General features: G+C 71.3%; 25 protein-coding genes, 1 tRNA gene and 1 pseudogene. 9 read left to right on the top strand and 18 right to left on the bottom strand.

All coding sequences use genetic code 11. The features are described 5' to 3' along the window. Positions 1–253 precede the first annotated feature (253 nt). From tmk to J7E86_RS05320, 4 genes are all read left to right on the top strand, one after another. Positions 254–3,823 carry a dTMP kinase gene (gene tmk, locus J7E86_RS05335; RefSeq protein WP_215080273.1) on the top strand — a complete coding sequence of 1,190 codons (3,570 nt, stop codon included), beginning with the start codon at positions 254–256 and terminating at the stop codon, positions 3,821–3,823. Positions 3,824–4,073: 250 nt separating this feature from the next. Beyond that, positions 4,074–5,300, top strand: coding sequence for a DNA polymerase III subunit delta' (locus tag J7E86_RS05330; protein WP_215080271.1), 1,227 nt, complete (start codon positions 4,074–4,076; stop codon positions 5,298–5,300). A gap of 546 nt (positions 5,301–5,846) precedes the next feature. Then, entirely contained in the window at positions 5,847–7,523 is a 1,677-nt protein-coding gene (locus tag J7E86_RS05325; protein WP_215080269.1) for an alpha/beta hydrolase, read from the top strand. A 98-nt stretch (positions 7,524–7,621) separates the two neighbouring features. Then, positions 7,622–7,695: transfer RNA gene (locus J7E86_RS05320), tRNA-Thr, on the top strand. A gap of 47 nt (positions 7,696–7,742) precedes the next feature. On the opposite strand, the gene J7E86_RS05315 is transcribed toward J7E86_RS05320, so the two are convergent. The 18 genes from J7E86_RS05315 to J7E86_RS05230 form a co-directional block, all read right to left on the bottom strand. Beyond that, positions 7,743–9,128: a tyrosine-type recombinase/integrase gene (locus J7E86_RS05315; RefSeq protein ID WP_308312476.1), complete on the bottom strand. Its 1,386-nt coding sequence runs from the start codon at positions 9,126–9,128 to the stop codon at positions 7,743–7,745. Between the two features lie 62 nt (positions 9,129–9,190). Then, entirely contained in the window at positions 9,191–9,400 is a 210-nt protein-coding gene (locus J7E86_RS05310; protein ID WP_215080266.1) for a helix-turn-helix domain-containing protein, read from the bottom strand. A gap of 176 nt (positions 9,401–9,576) precedes the next feature. Further along, positions 9,577–10,827 carry a DUF3631 domain-containing protein gene (locus J7E86_RS05305; protein ID WP_215080264.1) on the bottom strand — a complete coding sequence of 417 codons (1,251 nt, stop codon included), beginning with the start codon at positions 10,825–10,827 and terminating at the stop codon, positions 9,577–9,579. Continuing rightward, entirely contained in the window at positions 10,824–11,177 is a 354-nt protein-coding gene (locus tag J7E86_RS30785) for a hypothetical protein (RefSeq protein WP_251018691.1), read from the bottom strand. The genes J7E86_RS05305 and J7E86_RS30785 overlap by 4 nt, the downstream gene beginning before the upstream one ends. Next, positions 11,174–12,100 (bottom strand): bifunctional DNA primase/polymerase, encoded by a 927-nt coding sequence (locus J7E86_RS05295; protein ID WP_215080262.1) that lies wholly within the window; start codon positions 12,098–12,100, stop codon positions 11,174–11,176. Before J7E86_RS05295 ends, J7E86_RS30785 begins: the two co-directional genes overlap by 4 nt. Before the next feature lie 150 nt (positions 12,101–12,250). Then, positions 12,251–12,697 (bottom strand): single-stranded DNA-binding protein, encoded by a 447-nt coding sequence (gene ssb / locus J7E86_RS05290; RefSeq protein ID WP_215080260.1) that lies wholly within the window; start codon positions 12,695–12,697, stop codon positions 12,251–12,253. 20 nt (positions 12,698–12,717) lie between these two features. Beyond that, positions 12,718–13,056 carry a hypothetical protein gene (locus tag J7E86_RS05285; protein WP_215080258.1) on the bottom strand — a complete coding sequence of 113 codons (339 nt, stop codon included), beginning with the start codon at positions 13,054–13,056 and terminating at the stop codon, positions 12,718–12,720. Between the two features lie 15 nt (positions 13,057–13,071). Next, positions 13,072–13,380: a hypothetical protein gene (locus J7E86_RS05280; protein WP_215080256.1), complete on the bottom strand. Its 309-nt coding sequence runs from the start codon at positions 13,378–13,380 to the stop codon at positions 13,072–13,074. A 13-nt stretch (positions 13,381–13,393) separates the two neighbouring features. After that, positions 13,394–13,588, bottom strand: a complete 195-nt coding sequence (locus J7E86_RS05275; RefSeq protein WP_215080254.1) for a hypothetical protein — start codon at positions 13,586–13,588, stop codon at positions 13,394–13,396. A 236-nt stretch (positions 13,589–13,824) separates the two neighbouring features. Next, positions 13,825–15,993 (bottom strand): hypothetical protein, encoded by a 2,169-nt coding sequence (locus J7E86_RS05270; RefSeq protein WP_215080252.1) that lies wholly within the window; start codon positions 15,991–15,993, stop codon positions 13,825–13,827. A 130-nt stretch (positions 15,994–16,123) separates the two neighbouring features. Next, complete coding sequence (locus J7E86_RS05265) at positions 16,124–16,957, bottom strand: hypothetical protein (protein WP_215080250.1); 834 nt, start codon at positions 16,955–16,957, stop codon at positions 16,124–16,126. A 1,425-nt stretch (positions 16,958–18,382) separates the two neighbouring features. Next, positions 18,383–18,598 (bottom strand): hypothetical protein, encoded by a 216-nt coding sequence (locus J7E86_RS05260; RefSeq protein WP_215080248.1) that lies wholly within the window; start codon positions 18,596–18,598, stop codon positions 18,383–18,385. A 119-nt stretch (positions 18,599–18,717) separates the two neighbouring features. Beyond that, on the bottom strand, positions 18,718–19,101 hold the full coding sequence (locus J7E86_RS05255) for an RRQRL motif-containing zinc-binding protein (RefSeq protein WP_215080246.1): 384 nt from the start codon (positions 19,099–19,101) through the stop codon (positions 18,718–18,720). Then, entirely contained in the window at positions 19,101–19,451 is a 351-nt protein-coding gene (locus tag J7E86_RS05250; RefSeq protein ID WP_215080244.1) for a hypothetical protein, read from the bottom strand. Before J7E86_RS05250 ends, J7E86_RS05255 begins: the two co-directional genes overlap by 1 nt. A gap of 29 nt (positions 19,452–19,480) precedes the next feature. Beyond that, entirely contained in the window at positions 19,481–20,431 is a 951-nt protein-coding gene (locus J7E86_RS05245; RefSeq protein WP_374223766.1) for a DUF2637 domain-containing protein, read from the bottom strand. After that, positions 20,428–20,655, bottom strand: coding sequence for a hypothetical protein (locus J7E86_RS05240; RefSeq protein WP_215080242.1), 228 nt, complete (start codon positions 20,653–20,655; stop codon positions 20,428–20,430). The genes J7E86_RS05245 and J7E86_RS05240 overlap by 4 nt, the downstream gene beginning before the upstream one ends. Next, positions 20,652–21,302 carry a GGDEF domain-containing protein gene (locus J7E86_RS05235; RefSeq protein WP_215080240.1) on the bottom strand — a complete coding sequence of 217 codons (651 nt, stop codon included), beginning with the start codon at positions 21,300–21,302 and terminating at the stop codon, positions 20,652–20,654. The genes J7E86_RS05240 and J7E86_RS05235 overlap by 4 nt, the downstream gene beginning before the upstream one ends. Next, a complete protein-coding gene (locus J7E86_RS05230) occupies positions 21,299–21,598 on the bottom strand; it encodes a hypothetical protein (protein ID WP_215080239.1) in 300 nt (99 codons plus the stop codon). The genes J7E86_RS05235 and J7E86_RS05230 overlap by 4 nt, the downstream gene beginning before the upstream one ends. Before the next feature lie 896 nt (positions 21,599–22,494). On the opposite strand from J7E86_RS05230, the gene J7E86_RS05225 reads away from it, so the two are divergent. From J7E86_RS05225 to J7E86_RS30765, 5 genes and pseudogenes are all read left to right on the top strand, one after another. After that, a complete protein-coding gene (locus J7E86_RS05225) occupies positions 22,495–22,860 on the top strand; it encodes a GntR family transcriptional regulator (protein WP_215080237.1) in 366 nt (121 codons plus the stop codon). Between the two features lie 241 nt (positions 22,861–23,101). Beyond that, positions 23,102–23,317 (top strand): annotated as a pseudogene (locus J7E86_RS30780) (multiprotein-bridging factor 1 family protein); the annotation flags it as partial. 348 nt (positions 23,318–23,665) lie between these two features. After that, complete coding sequence (locus J7E86_RS30775) at positions 23,666–24,517, top strand: DNA-binding protein (RefSeq protein WP_308312478.1); 852 nt, start codon at positions 23,666–23,668, stop codon at positions 24,515–24,517. Between the two features lie 41 nt (positions 24,518–24,558). Next, a complete protein-coding gene (locus J7E86_RS30770) occupies positions 24,559–25,242 on the top strand; it encodes a RibD family protein (RefSeq protein ID WP_251018690.1) in 684 nt (227 codons plus the stop codon). Beyond that, entirely contained in the window at positions 25,239–25,706 is a 468-nt protein-coding gene (locus J7E86_RS30765) for a deaminase (protein WP_308312475.1), read from the top strand. The genes J7E86_RS30770 and J7E86_RS30765 overlap by 4 nt, the downstream gene beginning before the upstream one ends. Positions 25,707–25,726 lie beyond the last annotated feature (20 nt).

The raw sequence follows: 25,726 nt of genomic DNA, 5'->3' as shown, positions 1-25,726 counted from the left end.
CCGGCCCGGGCACGGGCGCGGCGGAGTGGAGAGCCGCGGACCGGCCCGGATACGGGCGTTCCGCGGGTGCGAGCACGTGAAAGAGGGCAGAGACCGGAATCCGGCGCTCTGCCCTCTTTCGTGTGAGCCACGGCGCACATCAGTCGCAGCGGTCGCACGAGCGGTCGCGTGAGCGGCCGACCCCCAGGTCCAGGACTCGCGTGCGCGTTCGGGGCGGCGGTTGATGGGCGGCCACTCCGGATAGGCTGGCAGGATGACGCGAGCCGAGCAGCCAACGGTGGAAACCCCCACATCCGGCGCCCTAGCCGCGGATTCCCGCGAGCGCGCCGTACGCGCCCTGCTGCGCATCCCCCCGCTCCGGCGGCTGTGGAGCGCCCAGGTCGTCGGCGGGGTCGGGGACTCCCTCGCCCTCCTGGTCCTCCTGGCGCTGTCGCTCCAGGCGTCCGTCGTGACCGGGGCGTTCGGCGGCGGCTACCGCGGTGCCGCCCTCGCGGTCGCCGCGGTCCTCGGCACGCGGCTGCTCGCGACCCTGATCTTCGGCGCCGTCCTGCTCGGCCCGGTCGCCTCGCTCATCGCGCCGGCCGGACCGCTCGACCGCCGCTGGACCATGATCGGCGCGGACGGCGTCCGCTTCGCCCTGCTGGTCGCCGCCCCCCTGTGGATCGACTGGACCGAGTCCAGAGCGTCCGCCCTGCTGCTGGTCTCGGCCTTCCTCCTGGGCGTCGCCGAACGCTTCTGGACCGTCGCCAAGGACGGCGCGGCCCCCGCGCTGCTGCCCGCACCGCCCGCCGAGGGCGCGAGCGTACGGCCGCTACCGGACCACTACGACGCGCTGCGCCGGCTCTCGCTGCGGACGAACTTCGTCACGCTGCCCGCCGCCGCGGCGGCCCTCGTCGTCATCACACTCGTCAGCAATCTGTTCGGCTCCGGCATCGACTGGTTCCACGAGCACCAGGTGGCGATGGGCTCCTTCCTCGCCGCCGGCCTGTTCGCGACCTCCGTCGCGATCCTCTACGCCCTGGAACTCCCCGGCGCGCGGTCGCCCCGCGTGCGCTCCCCCCTTGAGGGACTGCGCCGCCCCAAGACGCCCACCCAGGGACCCGACACGGGCCGCACGGGCGCGATCCCGGTGCTCGTCCTCGCCTGCGCCGCCGTCGCCGGCGCGATCGCCTCGGCCGTCGGTGTCGCCGCGCTCCAGGCCGTCGACCTCGGCGGCGGCCCGGTGGCCTTCGGGCTGCTGGTGCTCGCCCTCGGCGGCGGCCCGGTCATCGGCATCCGCAGCGCCCGCAAGATCCTGCCCGGCTTCTCCCGCCGCCGGCTGCTCGCCCTCGCCCTCGCCCTGACCGGTCTCACCCTGCTGGCCGCCGGGCTGGTGCCCGACCCGACGACCGTCCTCCTGCTCATCCTCCTGGCGGGCATCGGCGCCGGCGTCGTCGCCAACACCGGTCACGCCCTGCTCGACCAGGAGACCGAGGAGAGCCGCCGGGCCCGTACGACCGACCACCTGCACGCCGTCGTCCGCGTCAGCGCGGCCCTCGGCGCGGTCGTGGCGCCCCTGCTCGCCGCCGCCATCGGACCGCACCGCCTGGAGAGCGGCAGCTTCGTCTTCGCCCACGGCGGCGCGGCGTTCACGCTGATGCTCGTCGGCGCGCTGCTGCTGCCCGTCGGCGCGATCGTCCTCGGCAAGACCGACGACCGCCACGGCGTGCCGTTCCGCCGCGACCTGATGGACGTCCTGCGCGGCGGCGACCCCGAGCAGGCACTCTCGGGAACCGGATTCTTCATCGCCTTCGAGGGCGGCGACGGTGCCGGCAAGTCCACCCAGGTCCAGGCGGTCGCCGACTGGATCCGCGCCAAGGGCCACGAGGTCGTGGTCACCCGCGAGCCCGGCGCGACCGCCATCGGCAAGCGGCTGCGCGCCATCCTCCTGGACGTCGGCTCCGCCGGTCTGTCCGACCGCGCCGAGGCCCTGCTGTACGCGGCCGACCGCGCGCAGCACGTCGACTCCGTCGTCCGCCCCGCCCTGGAGCGCGGCGCGGTCGTCATCACCGACCGCTACATCGACTCCTCCGTCGCCTACCAGGGCGCCGGCCGCGACCTGTCGCCCACCGAGATCGCCCGCATCTCGCGCTGGGCCACCGCCGGGCTCGTCCCGCACCTGACGGTGCTGCTCGACGTCTCGCCCGAGACCGCGCGTGAACGGTTCACCGAGGCGCCCGACCGCCTGGAGTCCGAGCCCGCGGAGTTCCACCAGCGCGTACGGACCGGCTTCCTGACCCTGGCCGCGGCGGACCCGTCGCGGTACCTCGTCGTGGACGCCGGCCAGGAGCCCGAGGCCGTCTCCACGGTCGTACGCCACCGCCTCGACCAGCTCCTCCCGCTCTCCGAGGCCGAGATCGAGCGCCGCGAGCAGGCCCGCAAGGCCGCCGAGGAGGAGGCACGCCGCCGCGCCGAGGAGGAGGCCGCCCGCAAGGCGGAGGAGGAGCGGCTGGAGCGCGAGCGCCAGGCCATGCTCGCCAAGCTGCGCGCGGAGGAAGAGGAGCGCAAGCGCCGCGAGCTGGAGGAGGCCCGCCGGCGCGAGGAGGAGCGTCTCGCGGAGGAGGCCCGGCAGCGGGCCGAGGAGGCGCGCCGCCTGGCGGAGGAGGAGCGCAAGCGCCGCGAGGCGGAGGAACGCACCCGCGCCGCCGAGCAGGAACGGCTCCGCAAGCAGGCCGAGGAGGAGGCCCGGCTGCGGGCCGAGGCCGAGGAGCGGCGCCTGGAGAGGCAGCGCAAGGCGGAGGAGGCGCTGCTGCGGGCGGAGGAGGCGCGGGTCGCGGCGGCGCAGGCGGCTGCCGAGGCGCAGGCCGCGGCTTCGGCTGCTGCCGGTGCTGGTGGCGGTGCCGGTGTCGGTGAGCCTGGTGGGTCCAGTGAGGCGCCGACGGTCGAGCGGCCGTCGTTCCGGAAGCCCGAGCCGGGGGATGGCGGTTCCGACGGCGGTTCCGATGCCGGATCCGGCGCTGGTTCCGGCGAATCCTCCGCCTCGGACGACACGCGGACCCTGCGCAAGCCGGTCCTCGGCCGGCCCGATCCGCGCACCGTGGACCGGACGCCGACGGTCGAACGGCCGCGGATCGACCCGCGCACCGTTTCGCGCGTCGCGCCCGCGAGCCCTGAGGAAGAGACGACGGTGCTGCCGCCGGTCGCGATCGAGCGGCCGCGGCCGCCGCGGATCACGTGGGGCATGGAGAAGCAGCGGCCCGCGGACGCCTCGGACTCCGAGGAGACGACGGTGCTCCCGCAGCCGGCGCCGGCCGCGCCGGGCACCGAGGGCGAGACGGAGGTGCTGCCGCCGGTACGGGCGGAGTCCGCCGGCGACGCCGACGAGACCGCGGTCCTCCCGCCCGTACGGGGCGAGGAGCCGCCGTCGGGCCCGGTATCCGCTTCCGGTGACGCCGAAGAGACGGCCGTGCTGCCGCCCGTGCCGTCCGAGCGGCCCGAGCGGTCCGGTGCCGGTTCCGACCCCGCGCGGCCCCGCCGCGTCGAGCGCCCGGCCAACCCGACGGAGCGGGTGCCGCACTGGCTGTTCCGGCCCGAGGACGCCGGGTCCGCTCCGGCACCGGCCGATTCCGACAGCGAGATCACGCGCGAGCTGCCGCAGCTGGGCGAGGACCCGTCCGGCGCGGCCGGCCGCGGGGCCCGTAACCGCCCGGGCTGGGCGGACGACGCCCCCACCCTCGCGGACGAGCTCCTCGGCCCCCGAGGGGACGACCCCCGTGGTGCCGACCGGGAGAACGGCCGGGACGGCGACGGCGACGGGGACAGCGGAGGCCGCCGCAAGGGCTGATGGCGGACGGCCACGAGGAGGGCCGCGGATCCGAGCGTTCGGATCCGCGGCCCTCACTCATGCGGGGGCTGGTGTACGGTCCCGGTCCGCGGACCGGCTCGTGGGCCGCTTCGTGGGCCGCCTCTGGGCCGCTTCGCGGGCAGGCCGACGGCCGGCAGCAGCGCGGCCCCCGGATCACCTTCGCGGCGTTCGTTGTCAGTGCCGTGTCCCACAATGGGTAATCGCAGGACAACCAGCGCGGAGGACAGCCATGGCGGTGTGGGACGACCTGGTCGGCCAGGACCGGGTGACGGAGCAGCTCTCCGCTGCCGCGCGCGACGCGGACGCGCTGGTGACGGCCGCGGCCTCTCCCTCGCCCGCCGGAGCGCCGGCGGCGCCCGGCGGCGGGTCGATGACGCATGCCTGGCTGTTCACCGGTCCGCCCGGCTCCGGCCGGGCCACCGCGGCCCGTGCCTTCGCCGCGGCCCTGCAGTGCAACAGCCCCGACCGCGCCCACGGGGCCGCCCCCGGCTGCGGTTTCTGCGACGGCTGCCACACCAGCCTCGTCGGCACCCACGCGGACGTCGAGATCGTTCGCACGGACCAGCTGTCGATCGGTGTGAAGGAGACCCGCGACCTGGTCCGCCGGGCCCAGCTCTCCCCGGCCGGCGGCCGCTGGCAGGTCATCGTCATGGAGGACGCCGACCGCCTGACCGAAGGCGCCGGCAACGTCCTCCTCAAGGCCGTCGAGGAGCCCGCGCCGCGCACCGTGTGGCTCCTGTGCACGCCGTCGCTGGAGGACGTGCTGCCGACGATCCGGTCGCGCTGCCGCCTCCTGACCCTGCGGACGCCGCCCGTCGACGCGGTCGCGGACATCCTCGTCCGCCGCGACGGCATCGAGCCCGAGCTCGCCGCCCAGTCGGCGCGGGCCACCCAGGGCCACATCGGCCGGGCCCGCCGGCTCGCCACGGACGAGCGCGCCCGCTCCCGCCGCGCGGCCGTCCTGCGGCTGCCGCTGCGCGTCGACGACATCGGCGGCTGCCTGAAGGCCGCGCAGGAGCTCATCGACGCCGCGGCCGAGGACGCCAAGCAGGTCGCCGAAGAGGTCGACACCAAGGAGACCGAGGAGATGCGCGCCGCGCTCGGCGCCGCGGCCGGCACCGGCGGCCGGCTCCCGCGCGGCACCGCGGGTGCCATGAAGGAGCTCCAGGACCGTCAGAAGCGCCGCAGCACCCGCACCCAGCGCGACAGCCTCGACCTCGCCCTCGTCGAGCTCACCGGCTTCTACCGCGACGTCCTGGCGATACAGCTCGGCTCGCGCGTGCCGATCGCCAACACGGACGCGCACGACGCCCTCCAGCGCATCGCCTCCGGATCGAGACCCGAAGGGACGCTGCGCCGGATCGAGGCGATCATCGAGTGCCGCCGGGCCCTCGACCGGAACGTGGCGCCGCTGCTCGCGGTCGAGGCCATGACGGTGTCGCTGCGGGCCGGTTAGGCGGCGTCCGGCGGATCTCCGGCTGCGGGCCGTTTCTTTGCCGCCTGCGGCGGCGGGCGCCCTGCGGGCGCGTCCTCAATCTCCCCCAGCTACCGCTGGGGGTGCCCCCAACGGGCCTGATTCGGCCCGGGCTCAGCCGCTTCAGCCTGTCCGGCGGTTGAGGACACAGCACAGCAGCCTGTCCGGCGTTTGAGGACACAACACAGCAGCCTGTCTGGCGTTTGAGGACACAACACAGCAGCCCGTCGGCGCTTGAGGACGCCACCGCGCAGCGGTGGTGCGGACGACAAGGCCCCGCAGCCGACCGCTCACACGACCCGCCGGACACGGCCCAGCGTCGCCTACGCGCCAAGTCCCCCACGGTTACGCCCTCTCACTCATACGAGGCCAATGAGGCCCAGTGGCTGGCCACGGCATATACCCCTCCGGATACGCTCCGTCCGGGCATCGTCCTTTTCCGTAACTGCCTGTGATGACCGCAGGTTTCCGTGCGTCCGAGGCCCCCGCACACGCCATGCCCGTCCACTCACGTAGAGGGACCAGCCGATGGACACCAGCCGTCTGCTCCGCACCTCCGGCGCCGTCGTCGCGACCGCGGCCCTGCTGATCTCCGGCTGCGCCCTGGAAGCTGCCTCCCCCCGGGCATCCGCGGCAGGGCGTCCGGCACCGGACCGCGGTGACGCCCGGCCCTGGGACATCGCCGCGCGACTGAGCAGGATCGGCGCCGCCCGCATCCCGTACTCCTCCGCGCCCGCCTCCCCGGACTCCACCGCCGTCGCCGACACCCTGGCCCCGCTGCCCGCCGCGGTGCCGGCCGCCCTGCGCCCGTACTACAAACAGAAGCTGACCTGGCGCCCCTGCGGCACGTCCGGCTTCGAGTGCGCCACGCTGATCGCGCCGCTGGACTACGACAAGCCACGGGCGGCCGACGACGTCAAGCTCGCGGTCTCCCGCAAGAAGGCGACCGGCTCCGGCAAGCGCCTCGGCTCCCTGATGGTCAATCCGGGCGGGCCGGGCGGCTCGGCGATCGGCTATCTCCAGCAGTACGCGGCCCTCGGCTATCCCGCCACCGTCCGCGCCCGGTACGACATGGTGGCGATGGACCCGCGCGGCGTGGCCGCCAGCGAACCGATCACCTGCCTGTCCGACGCCGACATGGACGCCTACACCCAGGTCGACCAGACCCCCGACAACGCCGGGGAGGTCGGTGAACTGGTCGACACCTACATCAAGTTCGCGGAAGGGTGCGCCGGCCGCTCCGGCAAGCTCCTCGGCCACGTCTCGACCATCGAGGCCGCCCGCGACATGGACGTCCTGCGCGCGGCCCTGGACGACGACAAGCTGACGTACGTCGGCGCGTCCTACGGCACGTTCCTCGGCGCCACCTACGCCGGGCTCTTCCCGGGCCGTGTCGGCCGGCTCGTCCTCGACGGCGCCCTCGACCCCTCGCTCGACGCCCAGCGCGTCAACCGCGACCAGACCGCCGGCTTCCAGACCGCGTTCACCTCCTTCGCCGAGGACTGCGTCAAACGCAGGGACTGCCCGCTGGGCACCACGAACGCCACGGCCGCGGGGGAGCGCCTGACCGCGCTCTTCAAGCAGCTCGACGCCAAGCCCCTGCCCGCCACGAGGCCCCGCCGGCTGACCGAGAGCCTGGCCACCACGGGTGTGATCTCCGCCATGTACGACGAGTCGGCCTGGGGCCTGCTGCGCGCCGCCCTGCGCTCCGCGACGAGGGGCGACGGCGCCCCGCTGCTGCGGCTCTCCGACGCCTACTACGAGCGCTCGGGCGCCGGCCGCTACGCCAACCTGATGTACGCCAACGCCGCGGTGAACTGCCTCGACCTCCCACCGGCCTTCCGCAGCCCCGCCGACGTCCGCCGGGCCGTCCCCGCCTTCGAGAAGGCGTCCCCCGTCTTCGGCGCGAGCCTCGCCTGGGCGGCCCTGTCCTGCGGATACTGGCCCGTCCCGGCCACCGGCCGTCCGCACCGCATCCCGGCCCCGGGCGCCGGCCCCATCCTCGTCGTCGGCACCACCCGCGACCCCGCCACCCCGTACCCCTGGGCCCGCGCCCTCGCCGCCCAGCTCTCCTCCGGCCGGCTCCTGACCTACGACGGCGACGGCCACACCGCCTACACCCGCGGCAGCGCCTGCGTGGACACCGCGATCAACCGCTACCTCCTCACCTCCACCCCGCCCCCGGCCTCCCAGAAGTGCTCCTGACCTGCAGCTCTCCCCTCCGGCCCACCGTGTACGGAGCACCCCTGGAACCTGTGTAGACTTGGCCGCGCTGCTGATGCCGATCCCGGCTCCGGCAGCTTGCCGCCTTAGCTCAGTTGGCCAGAGCAACGCACTCGTAATGCGTAGGTCTCGGGTTCGAATCCCGAAGGCGGCTCCGTAGAAGCCCCAGGACTCACTCGCCGTGACCTGGGGCTTTTGCTTTTACCAGATGCGTCTGCGACGGCGGGCGCGTGCCGATCGGGTGTCCTCGGTCTCAGTTCTGGTCTCAGTGGTGGGTCTCGACGACGGCATGAAGGCGTCCCCCATCCGGCGCATGGCGTCCTTGGAGAGCGACGACCGTCCCTTGACGTACCGGCGGGTCTGACTGATCTGCGTATGCCGGAGGATCTCCATGATCGTGGGCATGTCCACGCCCAGCTCATTCAGGATCGTGCCGGCCGTGTGTCGGCTGCCGTCGTAGAGACGCCGGTCACTGATGCCGGCCTCCTCAAGCAGCTCCTTGAATTCCGCCCAGTCCTGCCGGGGGTCGAGCGGCCGACCGTCCGGCCGAGTGAAGACCGCCCCGCACTCCTGCCACGCTGCGCCGGCCGTGGCCCGGTCCTCGTCCTGCTGCGCCTTGTGCTCGCGCAGGTACGGGATGAAGGGCGGCGGGATAGGCACGGGTTCCCAGCTCTTCTTGGTCTTGGGCCGGGTGAAGACCAGACCCCCGCCCTTGCGCTGCGGGCACGCGCTGGCATGCCTCTTGCAGGTCTTCGTACACGGTTTGGGGCAGCCACGCTTGTACCTCGTGTGCGCCGTGCAGCCGGGCGGACACGGCTCGAACCTGTGAAGGCGATCGCCGCAGGCATGCGGGTCTGAGCAGCCATGGCGCCAGGTGAGGCGCTGAAGCTGCCAGCGGGGATGAAAGAGCTCCTGTTCGAGGTCGACGTACGGCCACCGCAGCCCAAGGGTCTCCCCCTGCCGGAAGCCCATGCCGACGCCGACGGTCCACCGCATGAAGGTCGGCCGCTTTGCGGCAGCCTCCAAAAAGGCTTTGGCCTGCTCCTTCGTGAAGGGATTCGCCTCGGTTTCGTCGACGGACGGAGGGTCTACGAGCGTGGCGACGTTCTCCCCGATCACCCTGCGCCGGTGCGCGATCTTGAGGGCCCGCGACAGGATGCGGTGCACTTTGAGTACATGGGACGGTGCGTGACCTTCCGCGAGCATGGCCGCATACATCCGCTCCAAGTGCTCCGGCTGGAGCTTGTCCAGACGGTGCCCTCCGACGCCCGGGACGATGTCGTTGCGCGTCTTGGACCAGTAGTCGTCCAGCGAGCGCGGCTTGAGCTTCAGGCTCGCGATGGTGGTCAGGTACGTCTCCATCCACTGAGCCACGGTGGGGATGCGGCCGGCCTTCGGCGCGCGCTTCTCGTCCCTGAGCTTCTCCAGCTCCCTGACCTTCCGGCGCACTTCGGGTTCCGTCCTGGCCCTCCGATGGCGCCGGTCCGGGCTGCCGTCGTCCTTGACGCCCATCGTGACGCGACCGTGCCACCAACCGTCACTGCCCAGGTAGATGGTCGACTCCATGTTCGGCTTGCGGGGACCCACGTGTTCCTCCATACAGAGGTGGGCCCGCGCGGATCGCGCGGGCCCACCTCTCGCTGTGGCTGCTAGCTGGCGTGGATGGCCTCGTGCGGGAGGTCCATGACGTACGCCTCCAGGTCGCACCGCTTTATGCGGCGAGACCGACCGCGCTTGGTGTACGGCAGGGCTCCCTCGGCCATCAGCTCGTAGACCGTGGAGCGGCCGATCCGAAGTGCTTTCGCGGCTTCCTCGGGGGTGTAGAGAAGGGGTTCGATGGGTGGCGTGGCGGTACTCATCGGTGCATGCCTCCTCGGCGGGAGTCGAGGGCGCGACGGCCCCTGCTCCTACGTCCGCAACATCCGCCACACCGCAACACCGCTGGTCAGCGGCCTGGATTTGTGGCGGCTGGCGGTTGTGTGGCGGATATGTGCCGCCACGCGGGCGCGTGGCGGCACCGGTGAATCCGGGCTGGTCAGCCGGCGACCTTGAGCGGGCGCGTGGCGGGTTCCGGGGGCGTGTGGCGGATGTCAGGAAGCGGATCCGCCACAGTTTCACCCCTGCTGACCTGCGGTGTGGCGGATGTTGCGGCTGTTGCGGACTTTCCGGGGGGTGGGGGGCAGTACCGCTTCCACGCGTCGGCGAGGTCCTCCGCGTAGTAGCCCTTCGGGGTGTCGGAGCCGACCCGGACCCCGCGCGGCTTGATCGGCTTGTTCGCCGCGGTGACGTACTGCCCGAGCAACTTCGCCAGGACCCGGGAGTTGATGGGCTTGTCGTCCAGATCGCCCCACGGGGCGTCATCCAGACTCAACAGCCGCTCCAGGATGGTCGCGGTGGGCATCCGGTCGGCGCCCCGGAACACCGCGTCCCGCAGATCAGTAAGCAGTCGAACGCCGAGGGACGCTGCCTCGTCGTCCTGCGCCGTGTGGACCAGCTCCAGGCAGGCGGCGCGGGCCCGCGTGGGCCAGTGCCCGCCAGCGGCGTCCGCGACGGCGAGTAGGGGCTCCCACACGTCGGCGGGGCGGTCGGATACCCCTTCGGGCATGACCGGCCAGGCGTCTGCGACGTCGTCGCGAACGGTGTCGGCCCATTCGGCGAGCCGGTCGCGCAGCGCGTTGCCCTCCCTTTCGTGGATGCGCCGGCGGTAGGGCTCGACCTTCTCGTTGGGGGCGCGCTTGCGCATGCGGATGATGATCGAGCGGGTGAGGATCGTGTCGGGCAGGGAGCCGAGCCCGGCCATGGCGACGGCGCAGAAGGATGAGAACCATCCCGCGGTCTGGTTGGAGCCGTCGCCGACGCAGCGCAGGGATTTGGCGCCGCGCCGGTATCCGGAGTTGAGGAAGCCGCGTACGGGCTCGTTGTCCCCGGCTTTGGGGCCGAACACGGTGTCGATCTCGTCGAAGAGGAGGGTCGGAGGGCCCTCGGCTGCCTCTACCAGCCGGAACAGGGCGTTGGGGGAGGCGTTGACCGTGGTCGCGGCGCGGGGGGTGAGGGTTTCGACGATCTCCAGGGCGCGGGACTTGCCCGAGCCCGGTTCCGGGGAGAGGAACGCGAGCCGTGCGGTGCCGTCGAGCGCGTCGATGAGGTGGGCGTGGGCGTCCCACAGGGTGACGGCGACGTAGGCGGCCTCGGTGGGGAAGACGTTGAAGCGGCGGTGGAATGCTTCCACGTCGTCCAGCACGGCGGCGCCGTCGATGGGCTGTGTGGGTGCGTCGGTGTTGCTCATGCGGCGTTCCTCCCTTCCTGGGGGTTGCGCAGCGGGCAGGTGTCGCGGTGGGCGGTGTGGTCGGCGATCAGGGCGAGTACTTTCGTGCGGCCGACGGCGCTGCGGTCCCTGCCGCACGCGCACGTCGATGTGGCGGTGGGGGTGGCGCCGTGGGGTGCGCGGATGTGCAGCCACGCCACCGCGTAACGCCCGTCGTGCGACCGCGGGTCAGGGCGAAGAGCTTTTCGGACGCCTTCGGCGTCGCCCTTCGGCCGCACCACGGCCGGGTGGGGCGCGGTCCGGTTGGCGTGCTGGCGGGCTTTGGCGGTGGAGTTAGGGCAATCCAGGTGGGGGGAGTTGGGGGCGCTCATGCGGTCGCCTGTGGTGTGGCGTGGGCGAGGATCCATTCCATGGCGCTGCGGATGGTGGTGCGGCACTCGGCCGCGGACAGTCCGGTCGACTCCCCCGCCGCCTGGATTGCCTCTTCGACTGTGTGGCGGGAGATGTGTCCCCAGGCGACGAACCGGGCCACCTTGCACGTGCTGCGATGCAGGGTGGCGTTGCGGCCGCTCTCGCCTCCCTGCTGGGCGGCCTGGACGACCGCGCATTCGCGGTCGAGAGCGGTCTGTGCGGCCCGTGTGCCGTCCCGCACCGGCTTGATGGCGGGCGGTGCCGCGGGTTTTGGTGCGTCCAGCAGCAGCGCGGCGAGCCACCGCGGGAGCGCGGCGACGGGCGCAGCCTCGGTGACCTCGTACACGCCCTCGGGTGTGGTGCTGCCTGGGGCGACGACGTAGCCGCCCCACGCGCGGGTGTCGATGTGCCGCCCCAGGCGGTCGACGCTGCACTTCAGCCGCGCCCCGGGCGGGGCGGTGAAGTACAGGTGGTGGCCTCCGCTGGGTGTCCGCACCTGGTAGGTGGCCGGGATGCTCTGGCCGGCGCGCTCGCAGAGCGCCCGTAAGGAAGTGGCGCCGTCAGGCGCTCCTTTTGGCTCTTGCGGTTTCGCCATGTCCAGATCGATGACCAGCAGACTGGCCGGACCCGTCGCGATCCCCACGTTGTAGGGGTGGTGGGCCCATGCGGCGTGGATGAGTCCCGGGTCGGTCGTGGCCCGCTGCTCGGGGGTCCGGTGCCCGCGCGCGCAGCGCCCCGTGCGGGGGCAGGAGCGCTCGGGGTGTCCGGCGGGCCGTTTGGCGCGCGGGTGCAGGGGGATGACGGGCCAGCCGCGCTCTGCGCAGTCCAGGGCGGCGGCGAACAGGTGCTGGTGTTGGAGGTCCATCGTCAAGGGTTCGTTCATGTGGCGGCCCGCCCAGGTAAGTGCGACCGGGGGCAGGCTCGCCCGATGGGGGTGGGTTGCGTCATGCTGGATGTCTCCAGTTCTGTGAGAAGTGCTGGCAGGCAAGGGCGGCCCTAGGCTTTGGCGAGACGGGGGCCGCCCTTGGCACAGCTAGAACGGGGGCTCGGTGCCGGCCTCGGCGGTGGTCGGGCCGGATCCGGTGCTCCAGGCGTCGTTGGACGTGGGCCGGGGCTGCTTGCCGTTGATGGCGACGGTGGTGAAGCGCAGGGACGCGCCGATGTCGTCGACTTCCAGGGCGAGCATGGAGCGGTTCTCGCCCTCGGGGGTCTGCCAGTTGTGCTGGCGGATCCGGCCGGACACCACGACGCGGGAGCCCTTCGTCAGGGACTCGGCGATGTGCTCCGCGAGGGTGCGCCAGGCGGCGCAGCGGAAGAACGTCGACGTGCCGTCACGCCACTGCCCAGAGTCCTTGTCATAGGTGCGCGGGGTTGCGGCGACGGTGAACTTGGCCAGGGCGGATCCGTTGTCGGTGAACTTGAGTTCCGGGTCGGCGGTCAGGTTGCCGATGACGGTGATCGGGGTCTCTCCGAACGACATGTCGGTCTCCTCAGTGCGGGTCAGAAGGGGGGTTCGGTGGCGAAGGTGCACGTGCATGCGCGGCGGCGGTGCTTGCAGACGGAGCAGCGCTGGAGCGTGGCCGTCTTGTGGGGCAGCCACAACCGGGCCAGGGGCAGGAACGGCGCGCAGTGGCAGTCCTCGAAGTCGGGCTCTTCCGCCCCGGGGTAGCCGGACATCACGGCGCCGTCACCTTCGCAGGTGGGGCATGCGGGGTCGGGGAGGCGGTGCAGGGCGAGCATGGGGCGGGGGCCGATGGGGCGGTGGCCCAGCCGGTGGGAGTACCACGCGGGGTGGAAGCGGATCTCCAGGCGCCGGCGTGCGAGGAAGCGGCGGATCACAGGAGCCTCCCGAGGCTATTTCTTGGAGTGGAAGAGCTTGAGGCTCAGGCCGACCCCGATGGGGCCGGAGAGCGAGCCGACGACGGCCGCGGTGCGGATCGCGAACTCGAAGAGGGCGAGGGCGGCGGCGATCGTGCCCATGAGGCCGAGCGCGATGGCCAGGCCGATGAAGACGGGCCCGGCGTAGGAGCGGGCGGTGCGCTCGGGGGTCGGGGTGGTCTGGACGATGACGAAGGGGCGGCCGCCGGCCTGGCGGTAGAGCTCGGCGGGGATGTGCGGGGCGAGGGTCCCTAACGTCACGTTGGGCGGGGGTGGTTGGCGCATGCGGGGTCTCCTGTCAGGAGGTGAGGTTGGGGATGGCGTGGATGAGCGCGGCGCACACGCGGTTGATGGGCCCGGCCGCGCCGGTGCCGGCGGCGAAGAATCCGAAGAGGAAGAGCACGACGGCGGTGCCGGGGCCGACGGTGCGGGCGCGCAGGATGAGGGCGGTCATGATGCCCAGGACGACGACGGCGGAGAGGGAGAGGACCACGTGTTCTCCTGAGTTCGGTGACGTGGAGTGAGCACCTTTGTGTGAGGCATACGGGCGGCGAAGGAAGGGCCCGGATCCGGTTCCGGAGGGGGTCGCGGACGGTTGCGGCCCGTCGTGCTGTGCGACTCACACGGCTCATACGCACTGGTCAATGGCTCACACAGGGCGTGTGCGTCATACAGATGCTGCGGGGTGCGTATGAGCTGCGGGTGTGTGGGTCACGCGACCTGTAGCGGTCACTGTGCGTTGCGGTACCGGGTGATGGCTTCCGCGAGGGTCTCGGCCAGATAGCCGACCTTGGAGTCGTCTCCGATCCGGACAGTCCCGGCCCCGGGGCGGGTGACGCCGACCGTTTTGAGGATCTTGTTTAGCTCGGCACCGAACGCGCTGGGGTCGAGGTCCAGTGCTGCGGCGAGCGTGCCGGAGTGCATGCGCCCGCCGGCGGCGATGACGGCTTGGTGCGCGTCGCGCAGGAGCTGGGGAACGGGGTCGGGGCGGTTGTCAGGTCCGCCGGTCTGCTGGACGACGCGTCCGAACTCGGCCCGGATCACGTTCGCTTCGTCCTCGGGGGCCTGGTCGTGGCGGCCGGTGACGGTGCGGGCGGCGTCGAGCATTTGGGAGAGCAGGTCACCGCGGAACCGGATCTGCGGGCCGCCCTCCCCTTCACCGTCGCTCGCGTCCACGGCGCTGGCGGCCGGGGTGCGGGATGCCGGGTTGGTAGTGGCCTTCTCGCCTGCGCCGGTGAGGGGGAGGCCGGTGATCTCGTCGATGAGCGGGCGCAGGATCTCCATGTCGGTGTAGGGCAGGGTCGCGGTGGAGAGCTTTTTGTCCTTGTAGCGGCGGGGCAGGATGCGGCCCCAGCGCGAGGCGTAGAACCGGGCGGGCGCGGTGTCGAGGAAGACCGGGTCCAGGGTGGGGCGGCGGCCAGCGAAGGTGACAGCGAGGTGGGAGATCCGTTTGGGGGTGAGCCGGTATGCCTTGAACGGGGCCGGGGCGGTCTCGATGTCCTCGGCACCCGGGTAGGAGAGGAAGCCGCAACCGCGGTGCGGGGCGGCCTTGGGGTCCAGGCGGCCGGTGCCGGTGGGGAAGAGGTGGTGCAGCTCTTCCGGGTCGGACACACGCATGGCGGCCCGGTTTCGGGACTGCTTCTTCATCGCGGCGGTGATGACGTCCTGAGTGGCGCGCAGTCCGCAGATCACCACGCGGACCCGTGCCGCCCGGCCGGTGTCGACGACGGAGTCGAGCTTGCTCAGGATGCTCATCGGGAGTTCGGCGATCTCGTCCACCAGGATCACGATCGCCGGAAGTTCCTCGGAGACGGGGATCTTGTCGTCGTTCGCGTCGTACATCAGGTCCTGGTAGCCGGACTTGCGGGACTCGATACCGGCGATGGCGACGTCGAGCATGATGTGTGCCTCTTCGACCGTGTCCGCCGTCCAGTCGATGACCGGGACGTGCGCGGTGCCGTCGACGGCCCAGGGGCGTAGCCAGGGCATGGAGATGCCGGCGCCGGTGGTGTCGATGTGCCATACCAGCGCGTCACTGGTGCGCAGGGCTGAGGCGTTGGTGACGTTGACGAGGTTGGATTTGCCGGAGCCGACCTGGCCGACGAACAGGGCGCAGTCGGCCGCTAGGCGGATGACGGCGTCTTCGGCGTCGGGGTGCAGGCCCAGGGCCAGGGGGTCATCCATGCTGGTGACGGATGTGTCGTCGGGGTACGGGATCTCCTCGGCCATGACGTCTTTGGCGGTCACCCGGATCTGGATCTCGCCGTAGACCATGCCGTCGGTGATCTGGATGCCGCCGCCGCGCGGGAGCCGCAAGGCTGCGGCGAGGGTGTGGCCGGCGTTGGCGGGGAGTTCTGGGGTGCCTTCGGGCATCTGGACGCGGACGGTGTAGCCGACGTCGCCCTTCCAGGGCGTCACTCCATCGACCTTGTGTCCTTCGAGGCGGAACAGCTCGGCCAGGCGCCTTTGCCATTCACCGGCCTTGCCGTTTGCCCATTTCTGCAGGCTGCGTTGAGCCCGCTCGGTCTTCGCGGTCTGCTCCGCGCCGGCCAGGGCGCGGGCCAGGACCACGGCGGCCGCAGTCCCCGCTCCCCACCACCCGGCGCTGTCCCAGGTGAAGGCATCGTGATCGGTGAGGGCGACGGCGGTCCAACCGCCAGCGGCCAACCAGGCGGCGCAGCGGGTGACGATGTGGCCGTGGGGGCGGCGCTGGTAGAGGTCGCCTCCGGCCTGCGCGAGGGCGCCGGCCCCGGCGGCCAGGAGGGCGTAGCCCGGGGGGAGCCCGGTAAGGCCGCCGGTGGCAGCGAGGCTGTAGGCGCCGCCGGCGGCCATGGCCGCCCCAGCGGCAGGGGTGACCTTCCAGCCCCAGTCCAGGCAGGAGGTACTGCTACGTGCCATCAGGGATCGGTCTCCTTCACGCGGGCGACGGGGCGGGCCAGGCACCCGGGGGTAACCGGTGCCTGGCCCGCGAGAGAGGGACGGAAGCGCTGTGCTCTCAAAGGCATCCGGGGTGCTCATGGGGCGCTGGTCAGGCGTCCCACATGGCCTCGCCTTCCTCGCCGTTGCGAGGTGCTTCGTGGCGGGAGATGTCGGGGGCGTGCAGGCGCCGGAAGTTCGGCATCAGCTCCTGCGCGGCGGACGCGGCCTGCATGAGAAGGGTGTGGATATCGGCGATCGCATCCACGACCGCCTTGTCGACCGGGTAGCGGTCGTTGGAACGGACCTGAAGCAGGTTCACCGCCGCGGCGACGTTTTCGATGCCGTCGGGGATGCCCTCGTACTCGGCAGCGACCTGCTTCATGTGGCCCGGTTCGTAGCGAGCGTAGACGTGCGCGATGTCCTGGCACACCGCCACGAACTGCGAGGGCTGGCGCTGCCCGAAGCTGCCGTCCTGGCGGCGCTCCAGGATGTTCCACATGTGCTCCCCGTTGCGGGGCTCCTCGTAGCGGCGCAGGTCGTGCTCGTGAACCTTGGCGAACAGCGGCCCGACCTCGCCCGCCTTCTGCGCGGCCCGGTGGATCAGGGCGTAGACCTGGGCAACCAGGTCCGCCATGCGGGCGTCGGCGGGGTACTTGTCGGCAGTGTTGACCGCGAGCTGGCGCACCGCCTCAGCCGTGGACGTCAGGCCCTCGGGCAGGCCCCAGTACTCGGCCGCCACCGCCAGCATCATCGGCGGCTCGTAACGTGCGTACGCCTCGCGCACGCCCTCGGTCTCACGCTTGAAGACGGACACCAGATCTCCTCCGAAATGCGCCCCGCCCGGGGCGATCAGGGCACCTGCGAACGGGCGGCCCGGCTGCGGAAAACGCAGGGCGACGTCCGGGCGCGTGGCCTCGGTGTACTTGCTCTTCGCCCTGCGCATCAGACGCCGGTGCACCGCCCTGGCAGCCTTCGGACCCCAGGACAGGAAGTGCTCACCCCAGGGCCTTCCGGTGCGTGGGGCCAGGTGCAGCCACCGGAGCACCGCTCCGCCGCCGGCCGCGAGCGTCTTGAGTAGGAAGCCCGGCACTGCGGCCAGAGCACCAACGGCTCCGGCCGCGAGCTTCGCCCCCGCAGACCGGGCCAGATACGGCACCACCGTCCGCCCCTTCTTCACCAGCTCCCGCCGGGCAGTACGGATCCGCTCCCGCAGGCTCTGTGCGGCAGGAGACTGAGCGGCCTTCGCGGTGGCCCGCCCGGCTGAGGCCAGACCGCGCACCGCCACTCGCCCGGCCCGGCGCGCGGCAGCCGCAACCGCAGGCCGCACCCCGCCCCGGCCAGCAGCCAGGGCCCGTCCGGCAGCACCCGCCTTGGGAGTGCTGCCGCCCCGGCCCGGTCGGTCGGCCGAACGAGCCGAACCCGCGCCCGAGGCCGCGCCACGACGCAAGCCCAGGCGCCCCAGAACCCCGGCACGCCCACTACTACGGCCACCGGCGCCGCGATGGGCGTGCCCACCGCCAGCTCTCCCGACCTTCCCGCCACCCGTGCCACGGCCCGCACGGGCCCTGGAACGCGTACCGGGGGCGCCCAGGGCGCCGCGGGGACTACCGCCGAGCGTCCCGACCCTGGGGCCGGGGCCGCGGGTGCCGGCCACCGATCCAGCCGCCATGCGGGGCTGCTTGGCCAGCGACACCCCCCGGCCGGCACCGCCCCTGCGACTGCTGCCGCTGCGCGGTGTCGATGCCCCTGCGCTTGCCGGTCCAGTGGCCAGGGAACCTGCGCGGCGCTGGCGGCCAATCCGCCCACGGCCCCATCCCGCCCCGACTCCGCGGCCACCAACCGAACGGCGGCGGCCACCACCAGCATCCGTACTGCCGAACATGCCGGCCGCCCGGCCCAGACCGCCCCGCCTCGCACCCCGGAAGACTCCGGCTGAACCTCCCAGGCCGGCACGGCGGGTACGCCGTGACCTGACTACCGCGACACCTGCTGCCGTACCGGCCACGACGCCGGCCGCGGCGATCGTGCCGACCAGACCGGCTGACGCATATAGGGCGGCCGAGCTGGTCGAGACGGCCTCCGCCCCGAACACGGCAGCGGGCAGAACAGGCAGCCCGGCACCCTGTCGGGAGCGGGTCTGGGCCTGCTCTTCGGGGGCGTGGGTGACGGTGAACTCGATCGGAACCGACTGCCCACCGTCGGACACGGCCGTAACAGCGGCAGGCTCCGTCTCTCGTGTCGGTGCGGGCGGCGGTAGTGCCCCCGCAGGTTTGGTGTTGGACACTGTTTTCGCTCCTTTGGGGAGTGAAAGGGCGCCCCCGGCCGGGCCCTGGTAAGCAGGCCGGGGGCGTCCAACTGGTGACTTGCCTCAGCTGCGGGAGGTGGGGACGTGGCGCGGGTGCGCGGCGGCGGCCTCCTGCCACCGGCGGCTCTCCGCAGCGTCCGCGTCGGAGAGGCGGACGCGGAAGGAGCAGCCGCTCACCTGGCACCGGTGCGTGGTCGCGAAGGCGACCTCCACCAGGTGGTTGATCGAGCACGTGACGTTGGCGAAGAGCGCCAGCGCGCACGCCGTGGTCAAGGCCACCGGCACGTCGTAACCGCGCAGGCGCGATCCGGCAGTCAGAGCGACGGCCGCGCCGACAAGGGCGGCGGCCGGGAGACGAAGACGTCGGTACTGCAATGCGCTTCCCTTCTCTGGACGGTTCAGGCGGCGCGCTGTTCCTCGGGATAGGCGCAGGTCACGCACATCCCCAGTGAGGTGGGGATGCAGTAACCGGCGTCGATGCGGCAGGCGGGACACGTACGGCGGGCCGCCATCGCTTTTGCCAGAGCGGCGCGCTTCGCGGGGGTCATCGGGCGGACCTTCTTCGCCCCGGCGATCGGGTAGAGGTAGGCGACCTGGACCCCGCCGCGGCGGCGGTTGTGGCGCATCACCTGCGCGGCGATCGCCTGGCCGCCAGGGCGCAGGTCCTGGGCCCGTAACTGCCTGATCGTGGCCAGGCCGTCCGGGGCCAGACGCCACGGGAAGGTAGGGATTCCGTGGACCTCCCCGGTCGGGTCGTAGCACTTGCCGAAAGTCGGCGACATCAGAGCGCGGCGGCAGCAGTCACCGGTACCGGTTCGGGCTCCCGGGGGATGAGGCCGGACAGGTCGACCGCGACGTCGGCGAAGGAGCCGCCGCCTTTGAGGACTTCGTACGACAGGTCCGGCTTGGGCTGCCACTCGACGGTGTTGACGTCGATGCCCAGCGCTTCCCGCCAGGTCTCGAAGTCCGAGAACGAGCTGTACAGCGTGATGCTGATGCCCTCCACGACGCGGGAACGCAGGATGACGGTGCCGACCCTGAAGTCAGCGGCGGGCAGGTGCGGGAAGGTCTTGAGCAGCCGGTACAGGGCCACGATGGCCGGACCCTGGTCACCTATGGTCTGGGGTTCCATCTGCGGTGCTCCTTTGTGGGAGGTGCGCGTCAGCTGGCGATGGCGGTGGGGAGACTGGCCAGGTAGGGCTCACGGGCCCTGACCCGGCCGCGCGCGGTGCGGGCGGTCGACTCCGAGCCGCCCAGCCCAGCCGCGGCCATCGCCTCCGTCATGCGGGCGGTACTCGGCTGGGCGAAGTCCGTGCCGAACAGTGCGCGAATCACCTGGTCGGCACGATTGCGGTAGATCACCGGAGGGCACAGGTGCACGCGCGTCGACAAGGCTTCGACGGGCGTCGACACCGGGGTGACGGGCGTCGACGGCGGCGGGAGTTCCCGCGTCGCAGGGCCCTCGGCAGGCTCCTGTACGGACTCGCCGACCGGGGGCCGGTCGAGGGTCACCGTGACGGGTACGGGGGCCGTCTCGACGGGCGTCAACGGGACCTCGACGCCCATCGACGGGCGGTCGACGGGCGTCGACACGGGGGTGACGGGCGTCTGCGCTCGGTGGGCGAGGTAGGCGTGGACCTGCCGCATCAGCGCGCCGAACGCCAGCAGCGCGGCGACCGGTGGCACGGCGGCCACCACGTAGTCCAGGGTGGTGGCGTCCGTGCCGACCCCCGCCACGTTCAGTGCGATCGATCCGCCAGAACCTGCTGTGGCCAGGCCGATTGCCCACAAGTCGACGCGCCGGGCGAGTGAGGCGCGCAGGATCAGCAGCTCGCCGACGACGATGAACAGGTCGACGGTGCCGGGCCAGGCCCACGACCGGGCGACGGCGTCGGCCATGCCGTGACGGGCGGCGAGTTCCTGCAAATGCTCGTACGACAGCCAGAAGGCGATCGCCGTCAGGACCATCGTCAGCCCGCCCGCGAGCGAGGTGATCGCCACCTCAACCAGCGGCGGCATCGTCACGCCGACGGGCGTCGACGGGCCGTTGACGCCCGTCGAACGCCTTCCGCTACCGGGTACGCGGCCGGGCCTCCAACGCCAGATCTTCATGAGGTCCCCTTTGCGGGGGCGGGCGTGCGGCGGCCGATGGCCTGACCCGCTCGACGCCCGTCAACGGGCGTCATGACGGCGTCGAGGGCGGCGGGCTGGGTGTAGTCCTCGCGCACCAGATGCGCATCAAGGTCCAGGAGCTGATGCCGTTGCTCCGCGAGCTGTCCGGCGCGGTAGCGGCGTGGGTGGAGGCGGCGGTAGAGGCGGTGGCGCAGTGCGGTCATCGGCGGCCTCCTGCCGGGGCGGTGGTGCCGGGGCGGCCGGTCCGGCGACCGTTGGTGGTGGTCATCTCCGGGATCGGGCCCTCCGCGATGCGCCAGCCGCCGCCCGTACGCTTCGCCGCGTACATGGCCTCATCCGCACGCCGCAGCGCGAGATCCAAGGCCGGGGCGGGAAGGCCGGCGACGGCGAACGCGCCGATGGAGGCGCCTACGGTGAGCTCAGCGCCCCGGAAGGGCACCGGGGAGCACAGCACCTCGTCGAGCTCACGCAGCTCGAACGGCCGGCGGGCGGAGTCGGGGATTACGGCCGTAGCGGCGAACTCATCGCCGCCCAGCCGTCCGGCGCTGCCGCCCAGCAGGGCCGCCCACGTCTGTAGCCGGTCGCCGACCGCGGTCAGGACCGCGTCGCCGGCGGCGTGCCCGTGGGTGTCGTTGACGGCCTTGAAACCGTCCAGGTCCAACAGCACGACCACGGCGCCGGGGGCGCGCAGATCGCGCCGGGCCGAGGTGGTGAACTGCGCGCGACCGGGCAAGCCGGTCAGCGGGTCCAGGCGGATCCGGGCGATCCTTCGGCGCAGCAGCAAGGTGTGGACCGACCATCCGGCCAGCAGCGGGGCGGCGGCCGCGGATACGGAAGCCAGCGTGTTCATGCCGCCTCCGCCCCGGGCGCCACCTGGCCGCCCTGGTTCTTCCTGGGGCGGCTCACCGGTGTGAGCCGGTGCGGGGCCACGGCGCGGGCTTCGATCAGCGACGCGGCGACGCGGGTGACGGTGTCGTACAGGTGCGGGTTGTCGGCGAGGATGTCGCGGGCCGCGTCCAGCCGGGCGGACCGCTCCTCCTCGCTCTCGTCCTCGACGCCCAGCCACAGCTCGGGCGGCGTCCCTAACGCCAGTTCGAGGAAGTCGTCGACGGTGACGGCCTCATGTCCGCCGATATAAGTCTTCATCAGCACAGGTCTCCTGATCAGTGGAGAACGGGCAGGGATGCCCGAGTGAGCCGCAGGCTTTGGCGAGACGACAGCTCACTCGGGTGGTGCAGGACGGCAGGTGTGATCGCTGCCGGGAAGCGCTTGCGACCTCGCGGTCATCGGCTTGTCGTTGATGATCCGTGGGATTGCCGCCGCGCTCTCCACCGCTCCACCGGACCGCATGGGGCGGTACGGCAAGCGTCTGGGCAGCGCGTGGCTGCGAGTTCGTGATGGCGCGCAATGCGCCCGCCTTCTCGGGGCTGCCGGGGTTCGTACTCCCGGGCGTCATGTCTCTGCCTGACGAAGCAGGGCGGCGAGCGTCGGGTGGCACCGGATGGTGATGCTGCGGTGTTCTCCATTGCCGAGGCTGTTGGCGTGCCGCTCTGGGACGAACGTGACCCGGCCGTCTCGGGGGCGATCTGTCTCATCTCGCCACATGCTTTGGGACCCCACTGGTCATACCGCTTGCCATCCAGCCGTGCACACTCGCGTGCCTCGCGTACTGGTCAGCTCCCGGTCCTTCCCCACACCCCAATCCGGGGTGGCGTTGCCGTGCGTAGGGGGAGAGCAACAGTTGCTTCGGCGGTTCGCCCCCGGTTCCTCAACCTAGGCGCCTGCCGGAGCTGCGCTCCCGTAGCGGTCCCGCATGATCGCTATGCAGTTCTCAAGGGTCAGACGCTTCCTTCGGACCCGTCTCACGAGGGCCCTCCGGACGTACGTTGCGCACGTCAAACGGGTCTCTCACCGGTTCGCGCCGCCCAGTTCGGTGGCTGCGCTTGCTGGTGAGACTGTTCTAGCATGACTGACACAGGCAGTACAAGAGTCTGTGTTGGCAGTGCCAGTTGGACCAGGAAGGAGGCGGTTAGCATCGGGGCATGACGCCTACCGCTGACGACGCACGCCGGGTGAACGAACAGATCGCGGATGCCCTTCGCGCGGAAATCGTTTCCGGCAAGCTGAGGCCAGGAGAGAAGCTGCCGGCAGTCCGCCACATCGCAGCCCGTTTCCAGGTCGCCGCAGGCACCGCGACCAAGGCCCTTCAGTTGCTTGTCAAAGGTGGCTTCATCCGCGCCGACTCCACGCGCGGCTACTTCGTGAGCGATCGCCCCGAGACGCTTGCGGAGCAAGGTCCCGGCTCGGAGTTCCTGACGATCATGCGAGAGATCGAGCTGTTGCGGGCACACTTGGCCCGCTTGGATGACCGGCTTCAACAGCTGGAGAGCTCGACCCGTGCAGACTGACAAGCTGGGCCGTGCGTTCGATTCGCCGCTCCAGTCGGTGGACATCCGCCGAGAGTTGGCGTAAAGCCACCATCAGCTGGTGCCGCTCAGCAGCTGTTAATGCCATCGCTCCTCCTTGCCTGGCCGACGCCGATAGGTTGGTTTTCGCTATGCGTCGTTTGTAGCGAGAGCACTTGACTGGCTACCAGGTACGTGATGTGGCCGCCCATGAGCAGCCACATGGGCTATATGGGGAGGACGGATGGGACAACGTCCGAATGAGTTGACACCGCACGCGAGCCCCCTGCATCACCTCGGCTCCAACATGCGGTCGTGGCGCGATCAGCGCGGCTTGTCCTTGGGTAAGTTGAAGGCTCGGATCAGGTATGACATCAGTTATATGGCCCGAGTTGAGCGCGGAGACCAAGCGCCCTCGGAAGCTTTGGTGCAGGCATACGATCAGGCGCTCGACGCCGGCGGTGCCTTAGTCGGGCTCTTCCAGGAGATCCATAGCGGGGTCGCTATGGGGGATTTGTCTCGCGGCCATGTGGCCAAAGCCGGGCCTCATGTGGCTAAGGCCCCAGTGGCCCTGGCTGGCGTCACGGGCGTCGAGGCAATGTCGGATGAGGAGGGGGTGACTGTCCCCTGCCGTACTTCCGACGGAAGGATCATCTTCGTGTCTGTACCGCGCAGGATCTTCCTGGGTGGCCTTGGCGCCGCAGCAGCGAGCATCGCGAGTGCCCCATTAGCAGAGGCCGGTGCTCCGACGCCGCGGATACCCGTCGTGGACCGGAACCCTGTCGAGCACCTCCAGGCCATCCGTCGCGTGCTCATCGACTCGGACAACCTGTTCGGTCCGCGTCAGCTGATTCCGAAGGTGCAGGAACAGATCCACGTCATCACGGCACTGCGCGAGGGGAAGCGCGGCACGGACCGCCGCCAGTTGCTTCAGGTGCAGACGCAGTTCGCCGAGCTTTGTGGCTGGTTCCACCAGGACGCGGGGGACCACCGAGCGGCGCAGTACTGGACAGACCGGGCACTCCAGTGGTCGCACATGGCCGGAGACCCGGACCTCACGGTCTACATCCTGGCGCGGAAGAGCCAGCTCGCTGGCGACATGCGGGACGCGATTGAAGCGGTCGACGTCGCGGAAGCTGCGGAGGACGCGGCCCGGCCCGGCACCCGGCTGGCTGCTGTATCTGCAACGTACGCGGCTCACGGGCACGCGCTCCGCGGGGACTCACGGGAGTGCATGCGCTCGTACGACCACGCGCGGGAACTGCTGCACGCCATGGACGGCAACCAGGCGGGCAGTTGGGGGGTGTGGCTGGACGACGCGTACATCGACGTGCAGCGCGCCCGCAGCCTGTCCGTCCTTGGGGACCACCAAGCAGCCGCTGAGGGATTCCGAACCGCGATCGCAGCCCTACCCGCCGGCTATCACCGCGACCACGGCGTCTACCTCGCACGGGAAGCCTTGGCGCATGCTGGAAGCCGGGATGCTGAGCAAGCCGCCATCATCGGACTTCAGGCGCTCAACATCGGCAACGAGACGGGCTCCGCGCGAATCCTGAGTGAGCTGGCGCGGCTCGATTCTGACCTGAACCGGTGGCGTACGGTCCCCTCCGTGCAAGAGTTCCGCGACGCACTCAACGCCTCCGTTCTTCACGAAGCATGACTCCTCACTCCACCATTGCTGCCGTAACCAGGGAGAACACCTTGCCCCGCCCATACGTCCTGCTGAGCGTCGCTACCTCTGTCGACGGCTACATCGATGACGCGAGCCCCCAGCGTCTTCTTTTGAGCAACAGCGACGACTTCGACAGGGTCGACCAGGTCCGCGCCGAATCCGACGCCATCCTCATTGGCGCCGGGACCATCCGAGCGGACAATCCCAGACTCTTGGTCAACAGCGACAAGCGCCGGGCCGACCGCGTTTCCCGGGGCCTCCCTGAATACCCGCTGAAAGTCACGATCTCCGGCAGTGGTGATCTCGACCCGGCAGCGAAGTTCTGGCACCACGGCGGGGCCAAGGTCGCCTACACCACCGATGCGGGGCAGGAGAGGCTCAGCGCACGGCTCGCGGGGCTCGCCGACGTCGTTTCCCTCGGGCCGGACATCGACTTCGGCAAGCTCTTGGACGACCTGGGCGGGCGCGGCGTCAAGCAGCTGATGGTGGAGGGAGGCGGCAGTGTCCACACCGCGTTCCTCTCCCAGGGGCTGGCCGACGAGATCCATCTCGCCATTGCGCCTCTGCTCGTGGGCGATGCCGACGCGCCCCGGTTCCTCAGCCCAGCCTCGTACCCCGGCGGATCAAGCCGCCGCATGGCACTCGCGGAAGCCCGGACCATCGGTGACGTCGTCCTGCTGCGCTACCTTCCGAACCTGGTGAGCATCAAGTGAACAACGACGCGGTCACCGCCGCTGATCGCACCTGGATGGCGGCCGCCATCGAGCTGTCCCGACGGTGCCCGCCGGCGGAAGGCGCGTATTCCGTGGGTGCTGTCATCGTCGGCGCAGATGGCAACGAGATCTCGCACGGCTACTCACGAGAGACCGATCTGCACGTTCACGCGGAAGAGTCCGCGTTGGCCAAGCTGTCCGCAGACGACGATGCGCGACTCGCCGGGGCCACGCTCTACAGCACCCTGGAGCCCTGCTCAGAGCGTAAGTCGAGACCTCTCACCTGTACCCAGCTCGTACTCCGGTCTGGCATTCGCCGCGTCGTCATTGCGTGGCGAGAGCCGGATCTGTTCGTGGGTGACTGCATCGGTGTGGAGGCACTCCGTGACGAGGGGGTGAGCGTGGTGGAGCTCCCTGACATGGCGGAAGAAGCCCGTGCGGTGAACGTCCACCTGCTGGGCTGACCTGTTGAAGTTGAGGCGAG

This window comes from Streptomyces sp. ISL-11, from assembly GCF_018614525.1.
GTDB lineage: Bacteria > Actinomycetota > Actinomycetes > Streptomycetales > Streptomycetaceae > Streptomyces.
The sequence above is the reverse complement of the archived record's forward strand: the minus strand, read 5'-3'. Positions and strand labels throughout refer to the sequence as shown.

Coding starts and splice junctions, on each gene's coding strand:
- J7E86_RS05310 (WP_215080266.1), bottom strand. CDS start 9,400: ATGAGTACCGCCACGCCACCCATCGAACCCCTTCTCTACACCCCCGAG.
- J7E86_RS05230 (WP_215080239.1), bottom strand. CDS start 21,598: ATGAAGACTTATATCGGCGGACATGAGGCCGTCACCGTCGACGACTTC.
- ssb (WP_215080260.1), bottom strand. CDS start 12,697: ATGTCGTTCGGAGAGACCCCGATCACCGTCATCGGCAACCTGACCGCC.
- J7E86_RS05235 (WP_215080240.1), bottom strand. CDS start 21,302: ATGAACACGCTGGCTTCCGTATCCGCGGCCGCCGCCCCGCTGCTGGCC.
- J7E86_RS05295 (WP_215080262.1), bottom strand. CDS start 12,100: ATGAACGAACCCTTGACGATGGACCTCCAACACCAGCACCTGTTCGCC.
- J7E86_RS05280 (WP_215080256.1), bottom strand. CDS start 13,380: ATGCGCCAACCACCCCCGCCCAACGTGACGTTAGGGACCCTCGCCCCG.
- J7E86_RS05255 (WP_215080246.1), bottom strand. CDS start 19,101: ATGTCGCCGACTTTCGGCAAGTGCTACGACCCGACCGGGGAGGTCCAC.
- J7E86_RS05265 (WP_215080250.1), bottom strand. CDS start 16,957: ATGCGCAGGGCGAAGAGCAAGTACACCGAGGCCACGCGCCCGGACGTC.
- J7E86_RS05270 (WP_215080252.1), bottom strand. CDS start 15,993: ATGGCACGTAGCAGTACCTCCTGCCTGGACTGGGGCTGGAAGGTCACC.
- J7E86_RS05305 (WP_215080264.1), bottom strand. CDS start 10,827: ATGAGCAACACCGACGCACCCACACAGCCCATCGACGGCGCCGCCGTG.
- J7E86_RS05325 (WP_215080269.1), top strand. CDS start 5,847: ATGGACACCAGCCGTCTGCTCCGCACCTCCGGCGCCGTCGTCGCGACC.
- J7E86_RS05250 (WP_215080244.1), bottom strand. CDS start 19,451: ATGGAACCCCAGACCATAGGTGACCAGGGTCCGGCCATCGTGGCCCTG.
- J7E86_RS05245 (WP_374223766.1), bottom strand. CDS start 20,431: ATGAAGATCTGGCGTTGGAGGCCCGGCCGCGTACCCGGTAGCGGAAGG.
- tmk (WP_215080273.1), top strand. CDS start 254: ATGACGCGAGCCGAGCAGCCAACGGTGGAAACCCCCACATCCGGCGCC.
- J7E86_RS30785 (WP_251018691.1), bottom strand. CDS start 11,177: ATGAGCGCCCCCAACTCCCCCCACCTGGATTGCCCTAACTCCACCGCC.
- J7E86_RS05240 (WP_215080242.1), bottom strand. CDS start 20,655: ATGACCGCACTGCGCCACCGCCTCTACCGCCGCCTCCACCCACGCCGC.
- J7E86_RS05225 (WP_215080237.1), top strand. CDS start 22,495: ATGACGCCTACCGCTGACGACGCACGCCGGGTGAACGAACAGATCGCG.
- J7E86_RS05330 (WP_215080271.1), top strand. CDS start 4,074: ATGGCGGTGTGGGACGACCTGGTCGGCCAGGACCGGGTGACGGAGCAG.